Below are 22,756 nucleotides of genomic sequence, written 5' to 3' on the forward strand. Positions count from 1 at the left end.
ATGTGCTGACGACGTCCGGCCTACACGGAGGCGGACTTGGTGCTGACAATGTCCGGCCTGCACGGAGGGCGGACTTGGTGCTGACGACGTCCGGCCTGCACGGAGGCGGACTTGGTGCTGACAATGTCCGGCCTGCACGGAGGGCGGACTTGGTGCTGACGACGTCCGGCCTACACGGAGGCGGACTTGGTGCTGACGACGTCCGGCCTACACGGAGGCGGGCTTGAGCTCCGTCAAGCCGTAGCCGAGCTGGCTGTACAGCTCCAACTGGTCGTAGTATTCCCGGTGCGTTTTTATCCTGTCATTCTCGGCGAAAGTAGAGCACGTAGAACGAACAGTGATGCGACGACCGGTTCCTTCTATCTCCCGCCCGTCCGGCAGGAGATAAGGCCCAGAATGTGTCCCGGTAACCGTCCATTCCGTGACCGCCGGGTTGTCGTGGTCATCGATCTCGAACCATGGCGTCAGGTGCAGGTCCGGAAAGCCGGCGAACAGCTGCTCGTAGAGCCACGCGATCTGCTCGTGGCCTTCCGCCACTCCCGATGGTGCGACATAGACGGCGTCCGGAGCGTAACAGTCGAGCACTCTCTGCAGGTCGTGAGCGTTGATCGCCTCACACAATCGGTGCTTGAGGTCCCAGAAAGTAGACATGGGTTGCGCCTCACCGGCGTTGGGGCCGCCCAACGCCCCTGGATGGATCAAGATGAAAATGCCTTGGCGCCTGTTCCCCAGCGCCTATTTGCGAATCAATCCTCATCGAATTCAACTGTTGACCCTTTATGTTATCCGCCGGGGAGTCAGCCGTCGATCAAGCGGACGCCATACGTATGCCAAGGAACACATCCCGGCCCACGCCGGTGGCAACCAGGGCACATGTGCCTGCCATGAGATCCACATGTGCCTGCCATGAGATCGACGGCGCCTGTGAGACCGAACGCCACGATGCCGGCCCGGCGATCGGGCACCACCGCCCTGACGCCGCCGTTCCCGCACGTCAGGCAGGAACGGAGCACGCCGGTGCCCTCGGCGACAAGCCGCTCGGCCTCCTCGACCGGAGCATCGACCAGCGGCCTGAGGCGCACGCGCCGATCCACGGCCGTCCTCCCACCCCGGTCCGGGCGGGCCTCGCCCAAGAAACGCCCTCGCTTACCGGCCTGCGGTGTCAACAGGTGACCATCTCATCACGAGCGAACGGCGATGCCCAGGTCGGCGGGCTCATGCCCTGGCCGACCGGGCGGATCACGAACCTCAGCCGCCCCAAACGGACACCTCCAGCGCTCCGGCAACCCCCGGCAGATCCTCCACCGCGTCCACGATCGATGGGACGAGCTTTGGATCGTTGAGTTTGACGTAGTAGCTCTCGTAATATTCCTTCAACAGCCTGGGCTCGGCGTCATTGTCCCCGTCCTGGGGAACCCGCTCTACCGGCTGCGACACCAAGGCGCTGAACCGCTCGTTCGTCCACATGTTGTGCGCCCGGTCCGCGAGATAAATGCGTTCGATGCCCTTCATCTTTCTCAGGAGAGCCTCGATCGCCGTCATCTCGTCAGCCGTAGCCCTACCTCGCCCTTCACAGTGTTTCCGCCTTCCGTCGTTACAAAGAATGATGACGACATCGGCCTTGTCCTCCCAGAAGGGAACAGGTCTGGCATAGGCGATAGAGATCCCCGGCAACATCTTGACAGCCGAATCGAATGCGGGCGCGTCGCTCCACCGAAGCAGCCTTCCGCTGAACTCCTCCGACATGTCACTTTCCTCTACGGCTCCCGTCAGATCAGGCACGGTTTTCAAAAACCGGACCAACGCCTCCCGCTTGCTCTCGTATCGGAGACCCGTGATCTGCGGCATCTGCCGCAGTGTCTGCTCGACCGCGCGCCTCTGCGCCGGAGTCACCTCCTCTTCGCAGGCATTTCGGGCATCATGCTGACGACACAGGCGGACGAAGAAACTTCCGCCTTCCGGCCAAGGCTCGGTCGGGGACGCGAGAATCCTCGGGAACCGGTTCGCCTCGGCGGCCGAGGTACCCAACAGAAGAGCCGTCATCGCGACGAAGGCGAAAAGCACGCGGAGCACAAGGGTAACTATGTCAGCAAGCCTGGATGAATCCCGGGCATAACTCTCAAAGGCCAATGCCAGTGGACCGGTGCGGCACCGCCCGCGCGAAGGGGTCGCCAGGGTCGCGCTGCGTGGCACCCCGATCGAGCCGCGCAACTTCTACCGGTCCTTCGAGTGCTACTTCACTCCTGGCGCCTGCGTCAGGAAGGTCGGCCTGGACGTCGAGGACCCTTCCCGCTCGTTCCTAGCGGAAAGGGTCCTCGGCACGCACGAGCGATAAACGGTTCGTTACCTCTTGCGAGACCGCCAGAGCGCGTAGATCGAGAGGACGGTGGCCATTTGCGCCGCCATGATGCAACTTGCCAAGTGCGCCGGGAGCATCACCAGTTCCTTGGCAGCGAACAGCGGAACGAGCGCGGTCGCGGCGATGGCGGCAACGGTGGTTGCGACATCCCAGAAGCGGTTGAGGTGAGAGCCGCTCATCTCGCTTGAGGCGGTTACGTCCAGTCCCTCGGGAGACTGCAGCGAAATCTTGAGGTTCGCGGCGTCGCTGGGAACCTCGTCAGCCGGGTGGGGCGCAGGGGGGTTGATGGGCATGTCGCTCCTCTCACAGGGCACAGCTCCGCCTGGTGCGGGGCAACGAAGCGCCCTATCTAGCGACTCCCGGCGTTGGCTAGTCGGGACTAAGAGTCACGACCGGGAGTGTTAGGAACAGCTCCACGCCTTACCTCCTTGAGGTCTCCACCTTCGGTCACGGACACACAGACGGTCCGCCCAGGGAGAGAGTACCACCACACGCACATCCTTACATCAAATAGCTGCAGAAGTGCTGCTCTTGCATGCTAGATGTGCGACTATCGACTGAGACCCGACACCTGACAGGACGGGTCAGCTACTTATGCGAGGTGTGCGATGCCTTCGGAGCCAACCTCTCCGCAGACCCGACAGATGGTGAGCGAACGGATAACGGTGGGCCTGGTTCCACGAGTCTCGGAGCAACTTCAGAGACTCCAGGAACGCACCGGTTTCTCAAAGACCGACCTGGTGAACAGAGCCATCACCCTCTACGAATACGTGGAGGCCGAGGCGTCCAAGGGCAACGATCTGCTCGTGCGCCAGAAGGACGGTGGCGAGTTGTTCGTCATCAAGATCCTTTGATCGGCAGGTCCGCCGCTGCCTATCCGCTGCTTCTTCTCCATCTGGATGGCCTCGCCTGGCTACGGAGGCTTGAGGCCATGGGGGTAGCTGTATGCAACTGCCGCACAGAAATGACAAAGGCCCTCCGGGATGATCCCGGAGGGCCTTTGACCTGGAGCCGCCTCGGGGAATCGAATCCCGGGCCCCTTCATCACGAGGGAGGCCAGGTGGGCGGGGCCTTGGCTTATACCCGTCCCCACCTGCGCATACGGTCCATGGCAATCCACCGTCGTCCGTGGTTGTCCGGGGTCGTTGTCCCGTGGTTCGTCACGCAGAAATCCCTGGTGCTGTGACCGGAAGCGTTCACCGGGGTGCGCAGTCTTCACGTGGGGGCGAGCCTCAACTTCTGACGGCCTCTGCGATCTGCAGGGCGGCCTGAGCGGGCGTGAGGTGCGTGGTATCGACGACCTCGGCCTCGCCGTGAAGCCACGTGCGGGCCGCCTCGGCGTAGGGCTCAAGGTATTTGAGACGGAAGGGGGACGGGCCAAGAAGAGTGTCACCCTCGATGCGCCCGCGGAGGGTGTCCTGGTCGGCGTGGAGGACGAAGTGCCGTACCGGAATGGCATGGTGGGCGAGGCCGGTGCTGATCTCGCGCCAGTACTGCTCGACCAGGACGGTCATGGGCATCACCAGAGTGCCGCCGGTGTAGTCGAGTACGCGGCGGGCGGTCTCGACCACGAGTGGCCGCCACGGCGGCCAGTGCTGGAAGTTGTCCGTCGCGGGCAGCCCCGGCGTGATGTCCATGAGTGTCTCGCCGACCTTCTCGGCGTCGAACACCCGTGAATCCGGGATCAGTTGCTGCACGAGCGCACTGGTCGTCGTCTTGCCCGCGCCGTGGGTGCCGTTGAGCCATACGATCACGGGACCCGATGTTAAGACCTGTTTTGTGGATCGTCTAAGCCAGAGCAGTAGGCAGGCGATGGTCACGGCTGATCGGTAGTGGGCGGCGAGCTTGTCGTAGCGGATGGCGATGCCTTTAAAGTGCTTGAGCCGGTTGAAGCAGCGTTCGACGACGTTGCGCCGCTTGTAGCGGATCGGGTCGAAAGCATGGCGGCGGGCTCGTTCGGTTAGCTGGTCGGCGCGCTCGGGGATCGGTCTGGCCGGGTTACTGCCCGTGCGTCCGGCTGATCCCCCTTTACGGGCTCCGGCGCGTGCTGGTGAGCGCGCACGTCCCCGGTTCGGGTGGGCGAGTGCCGGCCGCCAATGCGTGGATGGACCTGCTCGGGCTGCGCAAAACGCCGGTCCACCAGGACGACCGGGGGAAGCCCGGCCCGTGGCCGGACAGCCCGAGATGCGGCATCGGCGGACAGGGTGCCCATGATCGCGCCGCTTCCCCCGTCGAACGCGCAGGCGAAGGCCACCCTGCGAAGCGAGTCCAGCCCCGGGCAGGGGTCCGGCGGGTGCGTCCGACCGCCGTTGCAACCAAGACACAAGTGGACCACCAGTGCGCCCTGTGATGCTCCGCGAGGTAAGCGAAAACGCATCGCAGGAGACGCACATATGAGGAAGAAGGCGTTATCCGCCGCGGCGGCCGCCCTGACCGCCCTGGCGACCGTGACCGTGGCGACCCCCGCACCCGCGGCCGCCGCGGCCGTGACGATCGAGGTCGAGCGCGCCCACGCCGCGAGGGTACGGGAGTGGATCGACCCGTTCACCTGTCCGACCAACATGGTGCTCACCGGTCGCTCGCACTATGGCGACGAAAACGCCCCCACCACCTACTACTGCAGCTTCATCCTCATCGACGGCGAGCAGGCCCAGGTGCACATCGGCGAGTGGACCTCCCGTCAGAAGGAGAGCAACTCCGACTACAGCGCTCCCGACCACAAGGTGGTCGTCGGCAGGTGGCACGAAGGTGACGAGAACGGTTACACGAGGTACCGCCCGGCCACCATCTCCTGGCGGGGCCAGCAGGTGCTGCTGGCCAACGGGGACATCAGCGGCGGGTTCAGGGAGAGCAACCACGTCTGGCACGCGGGCGCGGGCACGGTCATGACCGGCCGTCTGCACAAGGGGGACGAGAACGGCACGACCTCCTACCGGTTCGCCACCGTGACCGTCTCGGGCTGACCCCGCCGGCCGCCGACTTCGAAGCGGCCATCGCTGACCATCGCGCCAGGCGACGCGACCGGCCGGGCCCGAAGGGGTTCTCGTCCTCCGGCACCCCGGGAACACCCGGCCGGACTCTCTTCGATCTTCGCCGCCTCGCGCGCGAGCGCACCTCGAAAGGAACCGAAGACAATGAGAACGTACGGCAAGACCCTGTCCGTCATCGCCGTGGCCGCCGCCCTGGCATCCACCACCATGGCCTCTCCCGCCTCGGCGGCGGTGACGATCAAGATGGAACGCATCTACACCGAGACCGTGCCGGAATGGGTGGGCATCCAGTTCACCTGCCCGCCGAACCAGGTACTCACCGGCCGCTCGCACTACGGCGACGAGAACAAGCCGACCACCTACTACTGCAGCCGGATTCTGATCAATGGCGAGCAGGTCCAGGTGCACGCCGGAGACTGGACCCACCCCCAGAGGGAGAGCAGGTCCGACTACAGCGCCCCTGACAACCAGGTGATCGTCGGCAGGTGGCACGAGGACGACGAGAACGGCGACACGAGATACCGCAGCGCCGCGCTGTACTGGCAGGGACGGCAGGTGCGGCTGATCGACGGGGACACCAGCGGTGAGTACAAGGAGAGCAGCCACAACTGGCAGGCGGCGTACGGCAAGGTCATGACCGGCCGTACCCACTATGGGGACGAGAACGGCAAGACCTGGTACCGGTTCGCCACCGTGTCGTTCGAGGGCTGATCACCCGCCCCCCGGCCGTTCGAGCCCGGGTGAGACTGGGACGAGGGCATCCGGGCCAACCCGCTCATCGGATCGGGCAATCTGGCGGTCACCGGCCTGGACGCTCTCAACACGATCGTCAAGACCCGGCTGAAACGCACGCGGTACCGGCCTGATCTCATCACCGGCTTCTTCAACGAGACCGGTCTGCCCTTCGACCTGACCGACCTCCGAAATTCGGCCTCGGCGGCAAAAGGCCCCCACCGGAACCCGGTGGGGGCCTCTGACCTGGAGCCGCCTTGGGGAATCGAACCCCAGACCCCTTCATTACGAGTGAAGTGCTCTGGCCGACTGAGCTAAGGCGGCGTGCCGTGTTTCACCACGGCCTACGGCAGTCTACAGGCTCCCGGGGCCTTCCCGCGCCCTGGAATCAGCTGATCTTGGGACACCGGGTTCCGTCCTTGGGAACGGTCAGATCGATCAGGTAGTCGTCCACGAGGCGGTCCACACATTCCGAACCCGTCAGGTAGGCGGTGTGCCCGTCGCCGTCGAAACCGACGAGGACGCCGGAGGAGAGCTGGGAGGCGAGGGCCTCGGACCACTGGTAGGGCGTGGCCGGGTCGCGTTCGGTGCCGACGACCATGATGGGCGGGGCCCCGGGAGCGTCGATCTTCGCCCGCGGGCCCCCCTTGGCCGGCCAGTACGCGCAGGGCAGCGAGCTCCACATGACGTACGCGCCGAAGAGCGGGGCGTCCTTGGCCGACTCGCGGGCCGCCGTGGCATAGGCGGCGGAGTCGCGGGGGTAGGGGGCATCGACGCAGTTGACGGCCAGGTTGGACTCGGTCTGGTTGGTGTACTCGCCGTTCGTCTCGCGGTCGATCAGCAGGTCTGCCAGGCGGAGCAGGGTGGTGCCGTCGCCCTTCAGCGCCCGGCCGAGTGCCTGGCGGAGAACCGGCCAGGCCTGCCGGTCGTAGAGCGGGGTGATCAGGCCGAGGGTGGTCCAGGCCTCGGTCACCGTACGGCCGTCGCCCGTCGCGTTGGTCAGGGGCGTCGTGTCCGCGCGGCGGAGCAGAGCGGCGATCTCCGCGCGGGCGGAGCCGACGGAGCCGCGGAAGGGGCAGTCGGTGGTCGTGAGGCAGTCCCCGAGGAACGCGTCGAGGGCGACCTCGAAACCGCGTGCCTGCGAGGTGTTCATCTCCAGCGGGCTGAGGGAGGGGTCCACGGCGCCGTCCAGGACGAGGGCGCGTACGCGGGTGGGGAAAAGGTCCGCGTAGGCGGCGCCCAGCTGGGTGCCGTACGACTTGCCGAGGTAGGTGAGGCGGGAGTCCCCGACGGCGGCGCGCAGCAGGTCCATGTCCCGGGCGGCGTCGGCCGTGCCGACGTGCGGCAGGAGCCTGCCCGAGCGGGCCTGGCAGCCGGAGGCGAACCGCCGCGAGCCCTCCTCCAGCATGGTGACCTCCCCCGGCGAGTCGGGCGAGCTGTCGAGGCCGACATAGGTGTCCAGCTCGCTCGTCGACAGGCACCGGACGGGCGCGGACCCGCCGACCCCGCGCGGGTCGAAGCCCACGACGTCGAAGCGGTCCCGTACGGCCTTGCTCACCGCCGTGCGGGCACCTCGCGCGTACTTCACCCCGGAGGCGCCGGGTCCGCCGGGGTTGAGAAGGATCGAGCCGATCCGGTCACCCGCGGCGGGCAGCCGGATCACGCTGAGTTCGATCTTCTCGCCGTGCGGCTTGGCGTGATCGAGGGGCACCGGGAGCTTCGCGCACTCGAAACCGTCCCCGCACTCCTCCCAGCCGAGTGACGCCCTCCCCGCCTCGCCACCGCCCGTACCGCCGCCGGAACCGGCGTTGGCGTCGGTTCCGGTGCACGCGCTCGCCAGCAGGGTCACCACCGTCGCCAGTACGGCGACCACCTGGGATCTCACGCCTTGTCCGCTCCGTAGTCCGTGGGCCGGGATCGCACGCGGGTCCGGCGAGGGGAGCCGACGCGCGCGGAGAGGCTGACCGCTCGCATCCTACGCCCGCGCCGGGTCCCGCGACCGCGCATCGCCCAGGCGGACACGCGGGCCGCGAGCCGCCCCGCGACCGCGCATCACCCAAGCGGACACACGGGCGCGAGCCGCCCCGCGACCGCGCATCACCCAAGCGGACACACCGGCGCGAGCCGCCCCGCGACCGCGCATCACCCAAGCGGACACACGGGCGCGAGAGGCCACGGGGTACGGATCCCGGGCGGACGCGCCGCACCGTTCGCGCCGGCCCGAAGGCCCGCACGCGCCCAAGGGATCATGGCCCGGGCGGGCCTCCGAAAGCCCCGGTCATCCCTCCGGTCCGCCGTCGGCGACCTTCACCGCGTCCCCGTACGCCGCGTCGTGCTGCTTGCGCGGGGAGCACACCGACGCCGACGGGCACGCGCAGCGGCGTCCACCTTCCTCCAGGCGGACCACGACGGAGTCGGAGGGGACGTTGCGGCCCACGACGGTCCCCGCCCCCTCGGGGGTGTCGACCTTCAGCCCAACGCGGGGCATCCTGCTGTGCGCGTCGAGATAGAGCGGGTGCTCGTACTTCAGGCAGCACATCAGCCGCCCGCACGCCCCCGCGATGCGCAGCGGGTTGACCGGCAGGTCCTGGTCCTTGGCCATCCGGACGGAGACCGGTTCGAAGTCCTTGAGGAAGGTGGCGCAGCACAGGTCACGGCCGCAGGGGCCGATGCCGCCCTGCAGGCGTGCCTCGTCACGGGGGCCGATCTGACGCAGTTCCACCCGGGCGCGCAGGTTGCGGGCCAGGTCGCGGACGAGGGCGCGGAAGTCGACCCGCTGGGGGGCCGAGAAATAGACCGTGTAGACGTTCTCGGCGTCCGTGTAGTCGACGCCGACGACCTTCATGGGCAGCGTGTGCCGCTTGATCAGGCGCTTGGAGACGCTGCGGGCCTCGGCGCGCCGTCGCTTGTTGCCCTCGTCGCGGGTCAGGTGCTCCTCGCTCGCGATGCCCGCGCACACCGGCAGCCCGCCGACCTCCTCGCTCGTCCACTGCGGCGCCCAGACGCACTCTGCCACCTCGGGCCCGGCGTCGGTGGGAACCAGTACCTTGTCTCCGACCTTGGGACTGTGCTCACCGGGATCGAGGTAGTACAGCCTGCCGTAGCGGGTGAAACTCACCGCCATGATCATGCCCATATGGCTCCAAACCTGGGGGTACGGCTCGTGCTCACCCTACGCGTCATACCCAGCGACGCGGAGGGCCGCCCGAAGCCCCCGCCGGCGGCGGCGTCGAGCCCTCGTACACTCCCGGCCGGTCTCCACGTCTCAGCCCGGCCCCCTGGAAACCCGGCCCCCGAAAACCTGGCCTCTGGAAACCCGGCCCCCGGGAAAGAGACTCCGTCGGCGCCACGACGCCCGCTCGCGCGACGTCGCGGCGCCGACGCGGTCCCTGGCACAGGGGCTCTCCGCGGGAGAGCATTTCGATCACCGGATCGGGAGTTCCTCCCGAAGACGACAGGGTCACCTCACAGTGGCGCCCCGCCGGGCCGTCCGCCGCTCCGGTCAGCGGCCGAGTTCGGCGAAGGACTTCTCCCAGCGGTTCACGATCATGGAGATGTCGTAGTTCCCGGCCGTCTGGAGGGCGTTCTCGGCCATCCGGCGGCGTCCCTCCTCGTCGTCGATCATCTGGATCAGCCCGTCGGCCAGGGCGTCCACGTCGTCGGCGGGGACCAGCAACCCGTTCACCCCGGAGGTGATGATCTCGCGAGGGCCCCGGGGACAGTCGAAACTGATCACCGGCACCCCGGAGGCGAACGCCTCGATGATGGTCATGCCGAAGCCCTCGAACCGGGAGCTGACCGCGTGGATCGAGGCCTTGGCGAGCTCACCCTCGATGTCTCCGGTGGGACCCATGAACGTGACGTTGTTGTGCAGGCGCAGCTTGACGGACTGCCTGACCAGCTTGTCGCCGACCCGGCCCTCACCGTAGATCCGCAGTTTCCAGTCCGGGCGTTCCCTGGCCACCCGGACGAACGCCTTCAGCAGCCGGTCGTACCCCTTGACCGGCACCAGCCTGCCCGCGGCCAGCACGATCCGGTTCTCCTGCCTGGAGCGCGGACGCGGCCCGCCGGGCAGCCCGTTGCCGATGGTGAACACCTGGGTGGACGACCCGTTGAGCATCTTCCGGTAGTCGTGCTCGTCGGCCTCGGTGAGGGTCACGACGGCGTCGAGCTTCGGGTACCACGTCCGGATCTCCTCGAAGATCCCGGGCTGGTGGGCCTCGAAGTGCAGGTGCTCCTGGGCGATCGTGAGGACCCGCTTGCGGGCGTACCTCGCGGCCATGATGTTGAGCCCCGCGCGGGTGGTGACCAGCACGTCACTGCGGAGCCTGCGCAGCTCGCGGACGAGAACCTCGTCACTCCAGGCGCTGAAGGAGGCGTACGCGCGCTCCTCGGGGTGGATCAGCGCGCTCTCCTGCGCGCTCAGCCGCTCGGCTTTCTTCGTGTACGGCCAGCGGACCCTGGCCCCCTCCCTCAGGTCCACCAGCGAGCGCAGGCGAACCTGCGAGCCCAGCGGCAGGAAGGGCCTGTCGGCGTGCTGGAAGACGCTGACGACCTCGACCTCGTGCCGTTCCGACAGGGCGGTGGCGAGGTCGAAGGTGGCGCGGATGGTCCCGCCCATGCCGTAGGCGTTGAGGATGAGAAAGGAGATCTTCACGAGCTCACGTCCTCGATGCTGAGCGCGACGGCGAGGCTGTCGGTCTCGGTGTAGTACGGCCGGACCCTCACCTGCCCGACACGCTGGGCAGGAAAACGAACTTTGGTCTTCTTATCGGTTATGTCATCAAGTCGGGTCGCCAGTGGCAGCCGCATTCCGGATATCTCCGCATAGAGGTCCCAGAAGACCCGGCGCCGCACCTGCGTCTCGGCCATCGGCGCGATCTCCACCCCTCCCTCGAACCACCGCCCCTGGAAGCTCGCGGGCCCGCTCACGGGCTCCGGCCCCCGGCGGGCCACCGCCACGAGCCTGGCCGCCCCCCGGATCGGCTCGCCGTACGCGATGGCGCCCTCCACCTGGATCACGCCGTCCTCCGCGGTCACGCGGATCACCTCGACGTACGGCTCGACCTCGCGGACCTGCAGGCCCAGCGTCCCGAGGGAGGTACGGAACGCCCTGATCTCCCGGTTGCGGCGGGTCTCGGCGTAGGACCACAGCCCGTCGAGCGAGAACCCCGGATCGTCGGTGACGACGGGCTCGCCGCCGCGCGACGCCATCCAGACACCCGCGGACAGTGCCGTCAGATCCGCGGCCCCGCACTCCTCGCCGGTCTCCACGTGCCGCAGGACGATCTCCCCGCTGCTTCCGCCGGCCGGATCAGGCCATTCGATCCTCAGAGTGTCGTCGTTGCCCACACGGCTCGTGACGGCCCGCCCGCTCACGGACGGAATCACTCCGTGGCGTGCCCCAATGCTCACCAAGAGTCCCCCGGTCTTCTCTGCTCATCCCCGTAGAGCAGGACACTGTCCACTGATTTATAACGAAATAGCTTATTTTTGCCTGTTAATCCTAACGACCCACACTCGTACTTTGAGGTGACTTAGCGATGAATGGTTCCATCTAATCGCAAACAGGCGGGTAGGGACCACTTGGTGGTGGTCAGTACCCCCCTTCTCACCAGCCGATATTCGCCGGCGCGATCCAGGAGAAACTCCGAAGCGTCCGATGCCGGACAGAGCCGATTCCTTCGAACTCCAGCTCCCGGTGAACCACGAGGGCAGCCGTCCGCGGCACGGCACGCGCGGTTCAGCACCACATCGCGCGGATGGACGAGCGCCTTCTCCGGGAACGGGCACCGGCTCATGCCCAGGACCGATTCACGACCAAGACCGGCACGACTCACAACCCGGACAGGCTCACAACCCGGACAGGCTCACAACCCGGACAGGCTCACAACCCGGACAGGCTCACAACCCGGACAGGCTCACAAACGAGACAAGCTCACAGCCGGGGCCGGTGCAACGAGATGGTCATCGACTCGACCGCCATCTGCGGGCTGACGTTGGAGGCCAGCCGCCTCCGGCAGCGCATGATCGCGTCGATCCTGCGCAGGGTGTCCTCCGGGGTGGAGGCGCGGGCCAGCTCCTCCAGGTCGGCGCGGCGGTCCTCGCTGGCCAGCTCCACGTGCGCGCCGAACTGCACCGCCAGCACGTCCCGGTAGAACGCCACCAGATCGAGCAGGGACGCGTCGATGACGTCGCGCTTGGTACGGGTCGCCCGGGACTTCTGCCGGTCCTCGAGATCCTTGAGCGCGCCGGCACCGCCGCGGATCAGACCCCTGTTGAGCCCCTTGCCGGTGGAGCCCTCGCCGTAGACCTGGCGCAGCTCGGTGATCTCAGACTCGTTCAGCACCGCGGTGACCGCGGCGGCCTCGTCCTCGGCGGTCTTCACCAGCCGCTCGGCGGCCATCACGCACTCCCCGACGCCGGTCAGCGACCGGGGGATGGACAGCACCGCCTCGCGTCGCGCACGCGCCTCCGCGTCCAGTGCCAGCCTGCGGGCGCGGTCGATGTGCCCCTGGGAGGCCCTGGCGGCGAACTCCGCCATCACCGGCGGCACGTTCTCGCGCGTGGCCAGCACGTGGGCGACCGCCGCGGTGGGCGGGGTGACGAGCGTGACGAGCCGGCAGCGGGACCTGATGGTGATCATCATGTCGTCCGGGGAGGGCGCGCAGAGCAGCCACACCGTCTTCGGCGGCGGCTCCTCGATGGCCTTGAGCAGCGCGTTGGACGCCCCCTCGGTCGCCCGGTCGGCGTCCTCGAACAGCACGACGCGCCAGCGGCCCAGCGTCGGCGCCCCGGCCGCGCGCAGGATGAGCCGCCGGGTGTCCTTGATGCCGTACGAGAGCCCCTGCGGGCGGACGATCTCCAGGTCGGGATGGGAGCCGACCGCCACCTGGTGGCACATGTCGCAGTGGCCGCACCCCTGGTCGGGGCAGAACAGCGCGGCGGTGAACGCCCGCGCCGCCTCCTCGCGCCCGGACCCGGGCGGCCCGGTGAACAGCCACGCGTGGGTCATCCCGGCGCCGCGCCCCCCGGCCAGCAGATCGGCCCCGGCCGCCGCCGCCCGGCGGAGCGTCGCGGCGGCCCGCTCCTGCCCCACAAGATCATCGAAGACTCCCACGCCCCCCAACCTACCCGTCGGGGACGCGGGCTCAGTCGCGGATCGCGCTCCTGGCACGACCCGGGCACACCGTGCCGGCCACCGCCGGGGACGTGGGCTCAGTCGCGGATGGCGGGCATGGTCCCGGTGACGTCCTCCGACTCCCGCGGCACCGGGTCGGGCAGGATCTCCCGGACCTGGTCCTGGATGATCGAGGAAATCTGGTTCTGGGGCAGGGTCCCGTCGACGACCAGGTAGCGGTCGGGCTCGGCGGCGGCCAGCGCCCGGAACTCGCGGCGGACGCGCTCGTGGAACTCCAGGGGCTCGGACTCGATGCGGTCGGCGGCCCCGCCCAGCCGGGCCAGCCCCACCGACGGCGGGGTGTCGATGAGCACCGTGAGGTCCGGGACGAGCCCGCCGGTGGCCCAGCTGTTGACCATCGTGACGTCCTCGGCGTCCAGGGCCCGGCCCGCGCCCTGGTAGGCGAGCGACGAGTCGACGTAGCGGTCGGAGATCACCATCGAACCCCGGTACAGAGCCGGGCGGATGACCTTCTCCACGTGCTCGGCCCGGTCGGCCGCGTACAGCAGCGCCTCGGACCTCGCGGACAGCCCCTGGTGCACCGCGTCGAGCAGGATCGCGCGCAGCCGCATCCCCACCTTGGTCGAGCCGGGCTCGCGGGTCTGCACGACGTCGAAGCCCTGGTCGCGCAGCCAGATCGCCAGCAGCCTGGACTGGGTGGTCTTCCCCGACCCCTCGCCGCCCTCGAACGCGACGAACATCCCGCGCCCCTGCTCGGCGCTCTCGGGGGCGAACCGCTCGCCACGCACCGCGGCGACCAGGTCGGAGATGATCGAGACGCCCCTGCGGTCGTCCATCTGCCGCAGCGCGACGATCCCGACGATCACCGCGAGCAGTCCGCCGACCAGCAGCACCAGGTTGGAGCCGTCGAACCGGTAGACCGGCTCCTGGCCGACCCGGATCTGGCGCTCGCCGAACAGGCCCGCCAGGGTCGGCGCGACCGCGACCACCAGCAGCAGGGTCACCCGGGCGAGCGACTGCAGGAAGGAGAACGTACGGCCCCGCAGGCTGTCGTCCACCTCCAGCCCGATCATGGTGTAGCCGATGATCCAGGCGATTCCCGCGCACGCGCCGAGCAGCACGGTCAGCAGGACGACGATCACCAGGTTGTGGACGAGCGCGATCGCGACGAGGACCAGCCCGGCCACCACGATCGACAGGCCGAACAGCCTCCGCCGCGACAGCTCCCTCAGCAGCCTGGGCCCGAAGAACATGCCGGACGCCATGCCGACGAAGACGGCGCCGAAGACCACGCCGTACGCCGCGTCGCCCCCGCCCAGCGCGTCCACGTAGATCTTGGCCACCCCGACCACCGCGCCGCCGGCGGCGAACGCGCCCAGCATGCCGATGATCAGACCGCGGATCAGCCGGTTGCCTCCGACGAACCGCCAGCCCTCGAAGATCTGCCGCAGCACCGACGGCGTGGAGGTGGCCCGCGCGTTGCTCTTCGGGATGTCCTTGAGCGAGAAGATGATGACGGCCGAGACCAGGTACGCGAGGGCGTTGATGAACAGGGCCAGGTAGGTCTCGCGCTGGGCCAGGAACGGCACCAGCCTTCCCAGGAAGTCGTCGGCGACCGAAAGCAGCGCGAACAGCAGCGCCGCGATGGGCGCGGTGCCGTACGTGACCAGGAGATTGAGCTGGTTGGCCTCCTCCAGCCGCTCCTTGGGCACCAGGTTGGGCACCGTGGCGTCCTTGGCCGGGACCCAGAAGAGGTTCACGCACTCGACCAGGAACGTGGCGACGATCACCCACTGGTAGCTGCCGATCAGCGGGATCGACAGCACCAGCGCGAAGCGCAGGAGGTCGCAGAAGAACATCGTCAGCCGCCGGTCGAACCGGTCGGCGAACGCGCCCGCCAGCGGGCCCAGCACGATGGCGGGAAGCATCTTCGCCACGAAGACACCGCCGATGGCCAGGCTCTGGACCGTGTAGCCCTTCGCCGCGGTGAGGTTGCCCGCCAGTGCGGTCAGTGCCAGGAGGTTGAGCCAGTCTCCCAGGCTGCACACCGACATCGCCGTCCACAGTTTGCGGAACGGGGCATTGGCCAGCACGTGGGGGGGCTTGCGTCGCGCGGTGCTCCGGCCAGGGGTGGTCATAGTGTCAGCGTATCCAGATGCTCGCTGGGCTGGGGAAAACACCAGCCAGGCGGAAATGCCCGGCTGCCCGTCGCACGAGGGTAATACGTCCGCCCCGTACCTCGCAGGTCACCCCTGCGAAAAGAAGCGCCCGAGGCCGCTGTTTCCAGAGGTGCCCGTGACGAGGGCGCCAGAGGTGCTCACCGCGAGATTGTTGAAGGCGCTCACGGCGAGGGTGCCAGAGGTGCTCACCGCGGGATCGTCAAAGGCTCTCGTGGTGGACTTCCAGCAGGGTGATCTCGGGAGGAGCGCCCACCCGGACCGGCGGCCCCCAGAAGCCCGCCCCCCGCGTCACGTACACCTGGGTGCCGTCCACCTCGCCGAGGCCGGAGACGACCGGCTGCTGCATCGGGACGACCAGGTTGAAGGGGACCATCTGACCGCCGTGCGTGTGGCCGGACAGCTGGAGGTCCACGCCGTACGTGGCCGCCTGGACGGCCTGGACCGGCTGGTGGGCGAGCAGGACGGTGGACCGGGAGCGATCGCGGCCGCCCAGCGCCCGCTCGAAGTCGGGGCCGTCCCCCGAGGCGACGCCGCCGAGGTCGTTGACCCCCGCGAGGTCGAGCACGGCGCCCCCGTGGGCGATCTCGACGCGCTCGTTGCCGAGCGGGCGTACGCCCAGCCCGCGCAGCTCCTCCATCCACTCCTGCGGGCCGTTGGCGGTGTAGTACTCGTGGTTGCCGGTGACGAAGTAGGCGCCGTAGCGGGATTCGAGGTCCTCCAGCGGCCTGGCCAGCGGGCCGAGCTCGGCCACCGTGCCGTCGACCAGGTCGCCGACGACGGCGACCACGTCGGCCTTCAAGGAGTTGATCATGCGAACGATGCGCCGGGTGTGTTCCGTACCGGTGAGCGGGCCCAGGTGGATGTCGCTGACCACCGCGAACCGCAGGCCGCTCAGGCGCGGATCCAGCCTGGGCAGCACGACCCTGACCGGTTCGATCACCGGGTCGCCGAGAGCCGTCCTGACCCCGAGGCCGACCGTGCCCAGCGCCCCCGCCCCGGCGGCGACCGCGGCCGTACGGGCGATGAACAGCCTCCTGCTCATCCCGGCCGGATCGTTCGCCCCGCCCGTGGCCCCTCCGCCGCGCCGCGCGTCCCCGGCACCCGGAACGACGATCACACCGCCGATCGCGGAACCCGTCTCGGGCTCATCCCGGCCGGCGGCATCGGAGCGAACTGCGGACACCGGCTGAGCGGCGGACACCGGCTGAGCGGCGAGGAGCGCGGTCCGCTCCGCCCTGCGAGCGGCCACTCCCGGCGGAACCCGGCGGCGCTCCGCCCGCAGCTCCACCACGCGCAGGACCGTCAGGGCCACGGCCCGGGGAATCTCCAGGAGAACCAGGAACACGAAGAGGTAGAACATCACCGCGATCCAGAAGAACCCCGGCCACGCCAGGAAGTGACCCCACTCGCTGCGGGAGGCGATCAACGTCACCGGGGCGAGCACGGCCAGGGCGACGAGGATCCACGTCAGCACCCGGCGGGTCCGCCCCGCCCGCGTGGTCGAGCGGATCAGGCGATGCCACAGGTAGCAGTGGACCAGCGTGATCGCACAGACGACCAGCGACACGAAGCCCACGATCGTCACTCGCCTCTCCCGCTCTCCCACCGGCCGTTCCCGGCGCGTTCCGAAGAACGCCCGGGACGGCGAATGCGTTCCCAGAACCCCGGAAGTTCCGGAAACCCGGGAAAGCAGGGCGTCAGGCCCTCACCTTGCGCGTCACCGGAACCCGGGAACCCGTGCGGCACCGGAACCCGGGAACCGGGGCGTCAGGCCTTCGCCTTGGCCCTGGTGGTGGGACGCTTGGGCGCCGGGCCGCGGGCACGACGGTCGGCGAGGAGCTCGGCGGCGCGCTCGGTGGTGATCTGCTCGACCTCGTCACCCTTGCGCAGGGAGGCGTTGGTCTCCCCGTCGGTGACGTAGGGCCCGAACCGCCCCTCCTTCACCACGATCGGCTTCTTGGAGACGGGGTCCTCCCCCAGCTCGCGCAGCGGCGGCGCGGCCGCGGCCCGCCTGCCCCTCGCCTTGGGCTGGGCGAACAGCTCCTTGGCCCGATCGAGGGTGATCGTGAACAGCTCCTCCTCCGACGCCAGGGAGCGCGAGTCGGTGCCCTTCTTGATGTAGGGCCCGAACTTGCCGTTCTGGGCGGTGACCTCCTGGTCGTCGATCACCCCGAGCACCCGGGGCAGCGAGAGCAGGAGCAGGGCGTCCTCAAGGGTGATCGTGTCCAGGGACATCGTCTTGAGCAGCGACCCGGTGCGCGGCTTGGGGGCGTCGGCCTTCTTGGTCCTCTTCTTGGCGCCCTCGGCCGGCGGCGCCTCCTCGGGCAGGATCTCGGTGACGTACGGGCCGTAACGACCGTCCTTGGCCACGATCACGTGCCCGGTCACCGGGTCCTTGCCCAGCTCCCGGTCACCCGTCGGGCGGGAGAACAGCTCCTCGGCCATCTCGGCGGTGAGCTCGTCGGGAGCCAGGTCCTCCGGCACGTTCACCCGGGCACCGTCGCGGTCCAGGTACGGACCGTAGCGGCCCACCCGGATCATGATGTCGGTGCCCCTGATCGGGAAGGAGCTGATCTCCTTGGCATCGATCTCGTCGAGATCGGTGACCATCTCCTTCAGGCCCTCGTCGCCGTCCACGCCGAAGTAGAACCGGCGCAGCTCCGGCACCCGCTCTGCCCTGTCGTTGGCGATGTCGTCGAGGACCTTCTCCATATCGGCGGTGAAGTCGTAGTCGACGAGGTGGCCGAAGTGCTGCTCCAGCAGGTTGACCACCGCGAACGCCAGGAAGGACGGCACCAGGGCCGTGCCCTTCTTGAAGACGTACCCGCGGTCGAGGATCGTTCCGATGATCGACGCGTACGTCGACGGGCGGCCGATCTCCTTGTCTTCCAGCTCCTTGATCAGCGACGCCTCGGTGTACCGCGCGGGCGGCTTGGTGGCGTGCGCCAGCACGTTGAGGGCGGACGCGGTGAGCGGGTCGTTCTCGGTCAGGTTCGGCAGGCGCTTCTCGGAGTCGTCCCGGTCGGTGGACGGGTCGTCCGCGCCCTCGACGTAGGCCTTCAGGAAGCCGTGGAAGGTGATGGTCCGCCCGGAGGCGGTGAACTCGGCCCGCTCGCCGGAGCTGGACGTGCCGTCCACCTTGACGGTGACCGACTCGCCGACCGCGTCCTTCATCTGGGAGGCCACGGTCCGCTGCCAGATCAGCTCGTACAGGCGGAACATGTCGCCGCTCAGCCCGGTCTCGCCCGGCGTGCGGAACTCCTCGCCCGAGGGACGGATCGCCTCGTGCGCCTCCTGCGCGTTCTTGACCTTGCTGGCGTAGACGCGCGGCTTGTCGGGCACGTACGCCGCGCCGTACAGCTTGATGGCCTGGCTGCGGGCCGCCGCGACGGCGGTCTCCGACAGCGTGATGCTGTCGGTTCGCATGTAGGTGATGAAGCCGTTCTCGTACAGGCGCTGGGCGACCTGCATGGTCGACTTCGCGGAGAAGCCCAGCTTGCGGCTGGCCTCCTGCTGCAGCGTGGTCGTCCTGAACGGCGCGTACGGCTTGCGGGTGTACGGCTTGCGCTCGACCGACCTGACCTTGTACGACACCCCGGCCAGCCGCCCGGCCAGGGCGGTGGCGGCCTGCTCGTCCAGATGGAGCACGTCGGCGCTCTTGAGGGTGCCGTTGCTCGCGAAGTCGCGGCCCTGGGCGACGCGCTTGCCGTCCACGCCGGTGAGCATGGCGGTGAACTCGTGCGGGACCTCGTCGCGGCCGGTGTCGAGCAGCGCCTGCAGGTCCCAGTAACTCGCGCTGGTGAACGCCAGGCGCTCGCGTTCGCGCTCCACGACCAGCCGGGTCGCCACCGACTGCACGCGCCCGGCGGACAGGCGGGGCTTGACCTTCTTCCACAGGACCTTGCTGACCTCGAAACCGTAGAGGCGGTCGAGGATGCGCCGGGTCTCCTGGGCGTCGACCAGCCTCAGGTTCAGGGTGCGGGGATTGGCCACCGCCTCCTGGATCGCCCTCAGGGTGATCTCGTGGAACACCATGCGGTGGACCGGGACCTTGGGATTGAGCACCTCACGAAGGTGCCAGGCGATCGCCTCGCCCTCACGGTCCTCGTCAGTGGCGAGATAGAGCTCGTCGGCATCCTTGAGCAGCTGCTTGAGCTTGCTCACCTGGGCCTTCTTGTCATGGTTGACGACATAGAGCGGCTCGAACTCATGATCCACGTTGACGCCGAGGCGTGCCCAGGACTCCCCCTTGTACTTCTCGGGGACGTCGTCGGCCTTCTCGGGGAGGTCGCGAATATGCCCGATGCTGGACTCCACGACGTAGCCGCGGCCGAGGTACCCGGCGATGGTCTTCGCCTTGGAAGGCGACTCGACGATCACCAGGCGGGTTCCGTCGGCGTTGCCGTTCTTGGCTGGCACGCTGCTTCCTACCTCGCTGTTCGCATTCGTTCCCCGTTTTCTTCCCCTCGGGTTACCCGGTCTCAGCCGGGGACACTCCCAAGAGAAGCCGCAAGGACGCAGAATAAAGCCCTATGAGTGTCGACGTCCCCCAGCTCACCCTCGGAGACTAATCGCTGTGCTCGACTACTCCTACTTGGTTCTCCACCTTCCGCGTGGCACATCCCGGGACGCAGCCCGGCGGATACTGACCGAACATGCAGAATACGGCGACTGGGAGCTCGACCGCCTGCGACTGTATCCCGACGGTCGCCGGGACGTCCGACTGCGCCGGAAGATCATACGTGTGACCAGGACGATGTGATCCCCGGACATGGCTTTGCCCGCTCCGGGCCGCGCCCCCGGAACGGGCAAAGCTTCCATGCCTCGCCGGCCGAGCGGACGCCGCGCCACGGGGGCGCGGCCGTCCTGTCCCACCGCCGTCGAGGCGTCTGCGCGCCTTCCTCAGTGGCTCTGGGAAAGCATGTCCATTGGGTGACTAATGCCTTACTTTCTGCGCCTTACTTCTTGCCGAAACGGATCCGGCGGGTGGTGCCGAAGACCGTCGCGGCGACCGCGGCCATCGCGCCGATCAGCAGGGTGACCAGGGAACCGACGTTCATCCCGGTCACCCCGACGGGCTGGGCGGCGCTCATCAGACCCAGGTCACCGACCGGCAGGGATCCCGCCGGAGTCGAGGAGGCCAGGTCGGTGACGGGAGCCAGCGGCGAGCCGTTCCCGGCCGCCGCGGCCCGGTCGCCCGCCGGAGCGGCGGGCACGGTGGGCACGGCGGGCACGGCGGGAAGCTCGGGCAACCTCGCGGGGACCGGGAACTGCGCCTGGTCCGCCGCGCCCTGGGCCGCGGGCATCGACGACACGCCGGGGGCGGACGCCTGACCGGCCGCGCCGCCGAGAGCCGGGACGGCCGGGAGGGCGGGCAGCAGACCGCTGGTCCGGTGCCTGCCGGGCTTGGAGTCCCCGTCACCTCGGCCGCCGTGACCGTTGTCGTAGCCGCCGTGGCCGCCAGGACCGCCGTGGCCGCCGTGGCCGCCGGGGCCTCCCCACTGGCCGTCGTGACCGCCGGGGCCTCCCCACTGGCCGCCGCCCGGACGCCCGGACGGGCCGCCGACACGGGAGCCGCCGAGGCAGCCCGCGGCGGCGTCGCCCAGGACGGCCACCGCGTTGCCGCAGATGTTGATCGGCGCGGTGATCGGTGCCACCACCTGGTTACCGCCCAGCACCGAGCCCCGGCCGGAGGTGCGGTTGCCACCGGCACCCGTACCCGCGCCCGCACCGCCCGCGACCGAGGCGCCGCCCCTGCACGCGGCCGCGGCCTGGCCGAGCACGCCCACCGCGTTGCCGCAGACGTTGATCGGCGCGGTGATCGGCGCCACCACCTGGTTACCGCCCAGCACCGAGCCCCGGCCGGAGGTGCGGTTGCCACCCGCGCCACCGCCACCGCCGGCGCCGCCCCCGACGGACGCACCGCCCTGGCAGCCGGCGAACGCGCCGCCCAGGACGGCCACCGCGTTGCCGCAGACGTTGATCGGCGCGGTGATGGGAGCGACGACCTGGTTGCCGCCCAGGATGCTGCCCCGGCCGGACGTGGTGTTGCCACCGGCACCGCCGCCCCGGCCTGCCGGCACCGACACGCCTCCCGGGCAGCCCGCCTGGCCGTTGCCGACGGTGTTGCCGCAGACCTCGGCGGGCGCGGTGATCGGCGCCACCACCTGGTTGCCGCTGCCCGCGCCGAAGCGCCCGTCGGTGTCGTTGCCCGGCCGGCCGTAACCCCCGGGGCCGCCGGGGCCGCCGGGACGGGGACCGTGCCCCCAGCCGTCGCCTGGGCCGCCCGAACCGGGGCCGCCCGGACGCGGGCCGTGCTCCCAGCCGCCGCCGGGACGCGGCCACTGCTTCCCGCGGCCGCCGTGGTCACCGTAACCGGGCTTGCCGGGCTTGCCGCCGGGCCTGCCGTGCTCTCCGGGCCCGCCGGGCCGGCCGGGTCCCTCGTGCTCTCCAGGCTTACCGGGCCACCCAGGACCGCCAGGGTGCCCAGGACCACCGGGGTGCCCAGGACCGCCCGGGTGCCCAGGACCGCCCGGGTGCCCGGGGCCGCCCGGACGTCCAGGCCCGCCCGGGGTGCCGCCGCCGACAACCTCGGCACCGCCCTCGCAACCGGAGAAGGCCCCGCCGACGACGGCGACCGAGTTGCCGCAGATGTTGATCGGAGCGGTGATCGGCGCCACCACCTGGTTACCCCCGAGCACGGAACCCCGGCCGGACGTGGTGTTGCCGCCGGCACCGCGACCGGCTCCACCCTGGTTGCTCACCGAGGCCCCGCCACGGCAACCGGCGGCCGCGCCGCCGAAGATCGCGAAGGAGTTGCCGCAGGCGTTGATCGGAGCGGTGATCGGCGCCACGACCTGGTTGCCGCCGCCGATGCTGTGCTCACCGTTCGTGCGGTTGCCGCCGGCTCCGCCGCCGCTTCCGCCCTGGTTCCGCACCGAGGCGCCGCCCCGGCAGCCCGCCTCGGAGCGGCCGAACACCGACACCGCGTTGCCACAGGCGTTGACGGGCGCGGTGATGGGAGCGACGACCTGGTTGCCGCCCAGGACGCTGCCCCGGCCGGACGTGGTGTTGCCACCGGCGCCCGCGTCGCCGTCGCCGTTCTCGACGGAGGCGCCGCCCTCCGAGGAGGCGGCCGACTGCCCGGCCACACCGACGGCGTTGCCGCTGATGTCGATCGGCAGGGTGATCGGGAGTTTGACCTGGTTGCCTCCACCGATCGAGTGGTCGCCGTCGGTGTCGGCGAAGGCCGTACCGCCGCCCATGGCCATGACGCCCAGTGCGAGCAGTGCCGCGGGGGCCGTGCCCGTAACCCACGTACGCATGATTGAAGCTCCTAGCAGTTTCGGGGGGG

Annotated in this window: 17 protein-coding genes, 1 tRNA gene and 1 pseudogene; 4 read left to right on the plus strand and 15 right to left on the minus strand. The window is 69.3% G+C overall.

The genetic code is table 11. The features are described from left to right. Positions 1-207 precede the first annotated feature (207 nt). Together AB0F88_RS36920 and AB0F88_RS36925 are read right to left on the minus strand one after the other, a co-directional pair. Complete coding sequence (locus AB0F88_RS36920) at positions 208-651, minus strand: ester cyclase (protein ID WP_362695369.1); 444 nt, start codon at positions 649-651, stop codon at positions 208-210. A 597-nt stretch (positions 652-1,248) separates the two neighbouring features. Next, entirely contained in the window at positions 1,249-2,130 is an 882-nt protein-coding gene (locus AB0F88_RS36925; RefSeq protein ID WP_362695371.1) for a permease-like cell division protein FtsX, read from the minus strand. A 13-nt stretch (positions 2,131-2,143) separates the two neighbouring features. Between AB0F88_RS36925 and AB0F88_RS36930 the strand changes: the two genes are divergently transcribed. After that, positions 2,144-2,335, plus strand: a complete 192-nt coding sequence (locus AB0F88_RS36930; RefSeq protein WP_362695373.1) for a hypothetical protein — start codon at positions 2,144-2,146, stop codon at positions 2,333-2,335. Positions 2,336-2,343: 8 nt separating this feature from the next. Here AB0F88_RS36930 and AB0F88_RS36935 read toward each other — a convergent pair whose 3' ends face one another. From AB0F88_RS36935 to AB0F88_RS36945, 3 genes and pseudogenes are all read right to left on the minus strand, one after another. After that, complete coding sequence (locus tag AB0F88_RS36935) at positions 2,344-2,652, minus strand: hypothetical protein (RefSeq protein WP_362695375.1); 309 nt, start codon at positions 2,650-2,652, stop codon at positions 2,344-2,346. 939 nt (positions 2,653-3,591) lie between these two features. After that, positions 3,592-4,113 carry an ATP-binding protein gene (locus tag AB0F88_RS36940; protein ID WP_362695457.1) on the minus strand — a complete coding sequence of 174 codons (522 nt, stop codon included), beginning with the start codon at positions 4,111-4,113 and terminating at the stop codon, positions 3,592-3,594. A gap of 36 nt (positions 4,114-4,149) precedes the next feature. Next, a pseudogene (locus AB0F88_RS36945) lies at positions 4,150-4,281 on the minus strand (IS5/IS1182 family transposase); the annotation flags it as partial. Between the two features lie 471 nt (positions 4,282-4,752). Here AB0F88_RS36945 and AB0F88_RS36950 point away from each other — a divergent pair. Both AB0F88_RS36950 and AB0F88_RS36955 read left to right on the plus strand, forming a co-directional pair. Beyond that, positions 4,753-5,322, plus strand: coding sequence for a hypothetical protein (locus tag AB0F88_RS36950; protein WP_362695377.1), 570 nt, complete (start codon positions 4,753-4,755; stop codon positions 5,320-5,322). Positions 5,323-5,493: 171 nt separating this feature from the next. Further along, on the plus strand, positions 5,494-6,060 hold the full coding sequence (locus tag AB0F88_RS36955; RefSeq protein WP_362695379.1) for a hypothetical protein: 567 nt from the start codon (positions 5,494-5,496) through the stop codon (positions 6,058-6,060). A 268-nt stretch (positions 6,061-6,328) separates the two neighbouring features. Here the strand turns inward: AB0F88_RS36955 and AB0F88_RS36960 are convergent. The 9 genes from AB0F88_RS36960 to topA form a co-directional block, all read right to left on the minus strand. Next, positions 6,329-6,405 (minus strand) — tRNA-Thr (locus AB0F88_RS36960). A 64-nt stretch (positions 6,406-6,469) separates the two neighbouring features. Further along, positions 6,470-7,966, minus strand: coding sequence for an alpha/beta hydrolase (locus tag AB0F88_RS36965; protein ID WP_362695381.1), 1,497 nt, complete (start codon positions 7,964-7,966; stop codon positions 6,470-6,472). A 393-nt stretch (positions 7,967-8,359) separates the two neighbouring features. Beyond that, a complete protein-coding gene (gene ricT, locus AB0F88_RS36970; RefSeq protein WP_362695459.1) occupies positions 8,360-9,211 on the minus strand; it encodes a regulatory iron-sulfur-containing complex subunit RicT in 852 nt (283 codons plus the stop codon). 372 nt (positions 9,212-9,583) lie between these two features. Beyond that, the gene (locus AB0F88_RS36975; protein ID WP_362695383.1) at positions 9,584-10,738 is read right to left on the minus strand and encodes a glycosyltransferase family 4 protein; all 1,155 of its coding nucleotides are present in this window, start codon (positions 10,736-10,738) and stop codon (positions 9,584-9,586) included. Next, a complete protein-coding gene (locus AB0F88_RS36980) occupies positions 10,735-11,433 on the minus strand; it encodes a hypothetical protein (protein ID WP_362695385.1) in 699 nt (232 codons plus the stop codon). The genes AB0F88_RS36975 and AB0F88_RS36980 overlap by 4 nt, the downstream gene beginning before the upstream one ends. Positions 11,434-12,019: 586 nt before the next feature. Continuing rightward, positions 12,020-13,201, minus strand: coding sequence for a DNA polymerase III subunit delta' (locus AB0F88_RS36985; protein WP_362695387.1), 1,182 nt, complete (start codon positions 13,199-13,201; stop codon positions 12,020-12,022). A 98-nt stretch (positions 13,202-13,299) separates the two neighbouring features. Beyond that, entirely contained in the window at positions 13,300-15,360 is a 2,061-nt protein-coding gene (gene tmk, locus AB0F88_RS36990) for a dTMP kinase (RefSeq protein WP_362695389.1), read from the minus strand. Positions 15,361-15,601: 241 nt separating this feature from the next. Then, positions 15,602-16,987 (minus strand): metallophosphoesterase, encoded by a 1,386-nt coding sequence (locus AB0F88_RS36995; protein WP_362695391.1) that lies wholly within the window; start codon positions 16,985-16,987, stop codon positions 15,602-15,604. 182 nt (positions 16,988-17,169) lie between these two features. After that, positions 17,170-19,821, minus strand: coding sequence for a type I DNA topoisomerase (gene topA, locus AB0F88_RS37000; protein WP_362695393.1), 2,652 nt, complete (start codon positions 19,819-19,821; stop codon positions 17,170-17,172). Positions 19,822-19,978: 157 nt separating this feature from the next. Between topA and AB0F88_RS37005 the strand changes: the two genes are divergently transcribed. Then, the gene (locus tag AB0F88_RS37005) at positions 19,979-20,164 is read left to right on the plus strand and encodes a DUF5703 family protein (RefSeq protein WP_084195129.1); all 186 of its coding nucleotides are present in this window, start codon (positions 19,979-19,981) and stop codon (positions 20,162-20,164) included. A gap of 196 nt (positions 20,165-20,360) precedes the next feature. Here the strand turns inward: AB0F88_RS37005 and AB0F88_RS37010 are convergent, their stop codons facing one another. Continuing rightward, positions 20,361-22,727, minus strand: a complete 2,367-nt coding sequence (locus AB0F88_RS37010) for a chaplin family protein (protein WP_362695395.1) — start codon at positions 22,725-22,727, stop codon at positions 20,361-20,363. Between the last annotated feature and the right edge of the window lie 29 nt (positions 22,728-22,756).

It is taken from the genome of Streptosporangium sp. NPDC023963, assembly GCF_040639135.1.
GTDB lineage: Bacteria > Actinomycetota > Actinomycetes > Streptosporangiales > Streptosporangiaceae > Streptosporangium.

Coding starts and splice junctions, on each gene's coding strand:
- AB0F88_RS36920 (WP_362695369.1), bottom strand. CDS start 651: ATGTCTACTTTCTGGGACCTCAAGCACCGATTGTGTGAGGCGATCAAC.
- AB0F88_RS36935 (WP_362695375.1), bottom strand. CDS start 2,652: ATGCCCATCAACCCCCCTGCGCCCCACCCGGCTGACGAGGTTCCCAGC.
- AB0F88_RS36950 (WP_362695377.1), top strand. CDS start 4,753: ATGAGGAAGAAGGCGTTATCCGCCGCGGCGGCCGCCCTGACCGCCCTG.
- AB0F88_RS36955 (WP_362695379.1), top strand. CDS start 5,494: ATGAGAACGTACGGCAAGACCCTGTCCGTCATCGCCGTGGCCGCCGCC.
- ricT (WP_362695459.1), bottom strand. CDS start 9,211: ATGATCATGGCGGTGAGTTTCACCCGCTACGGCAGGCTGTACTACCTC.
- tmk (WP_362695389.1), bottom strand. CDS start 15,360: ATGACCACCCCTGGCCGGAGCACCGCGCGACGCAAGCCCCCCCACGTG.
- AB0F88_RS37010 (WP_362695395.1), bottom strand. CDS start 22,727: ATGCGTACGTGGGTTACGGGCACGGCCCCCGCGGCACTGCTCGCACTG.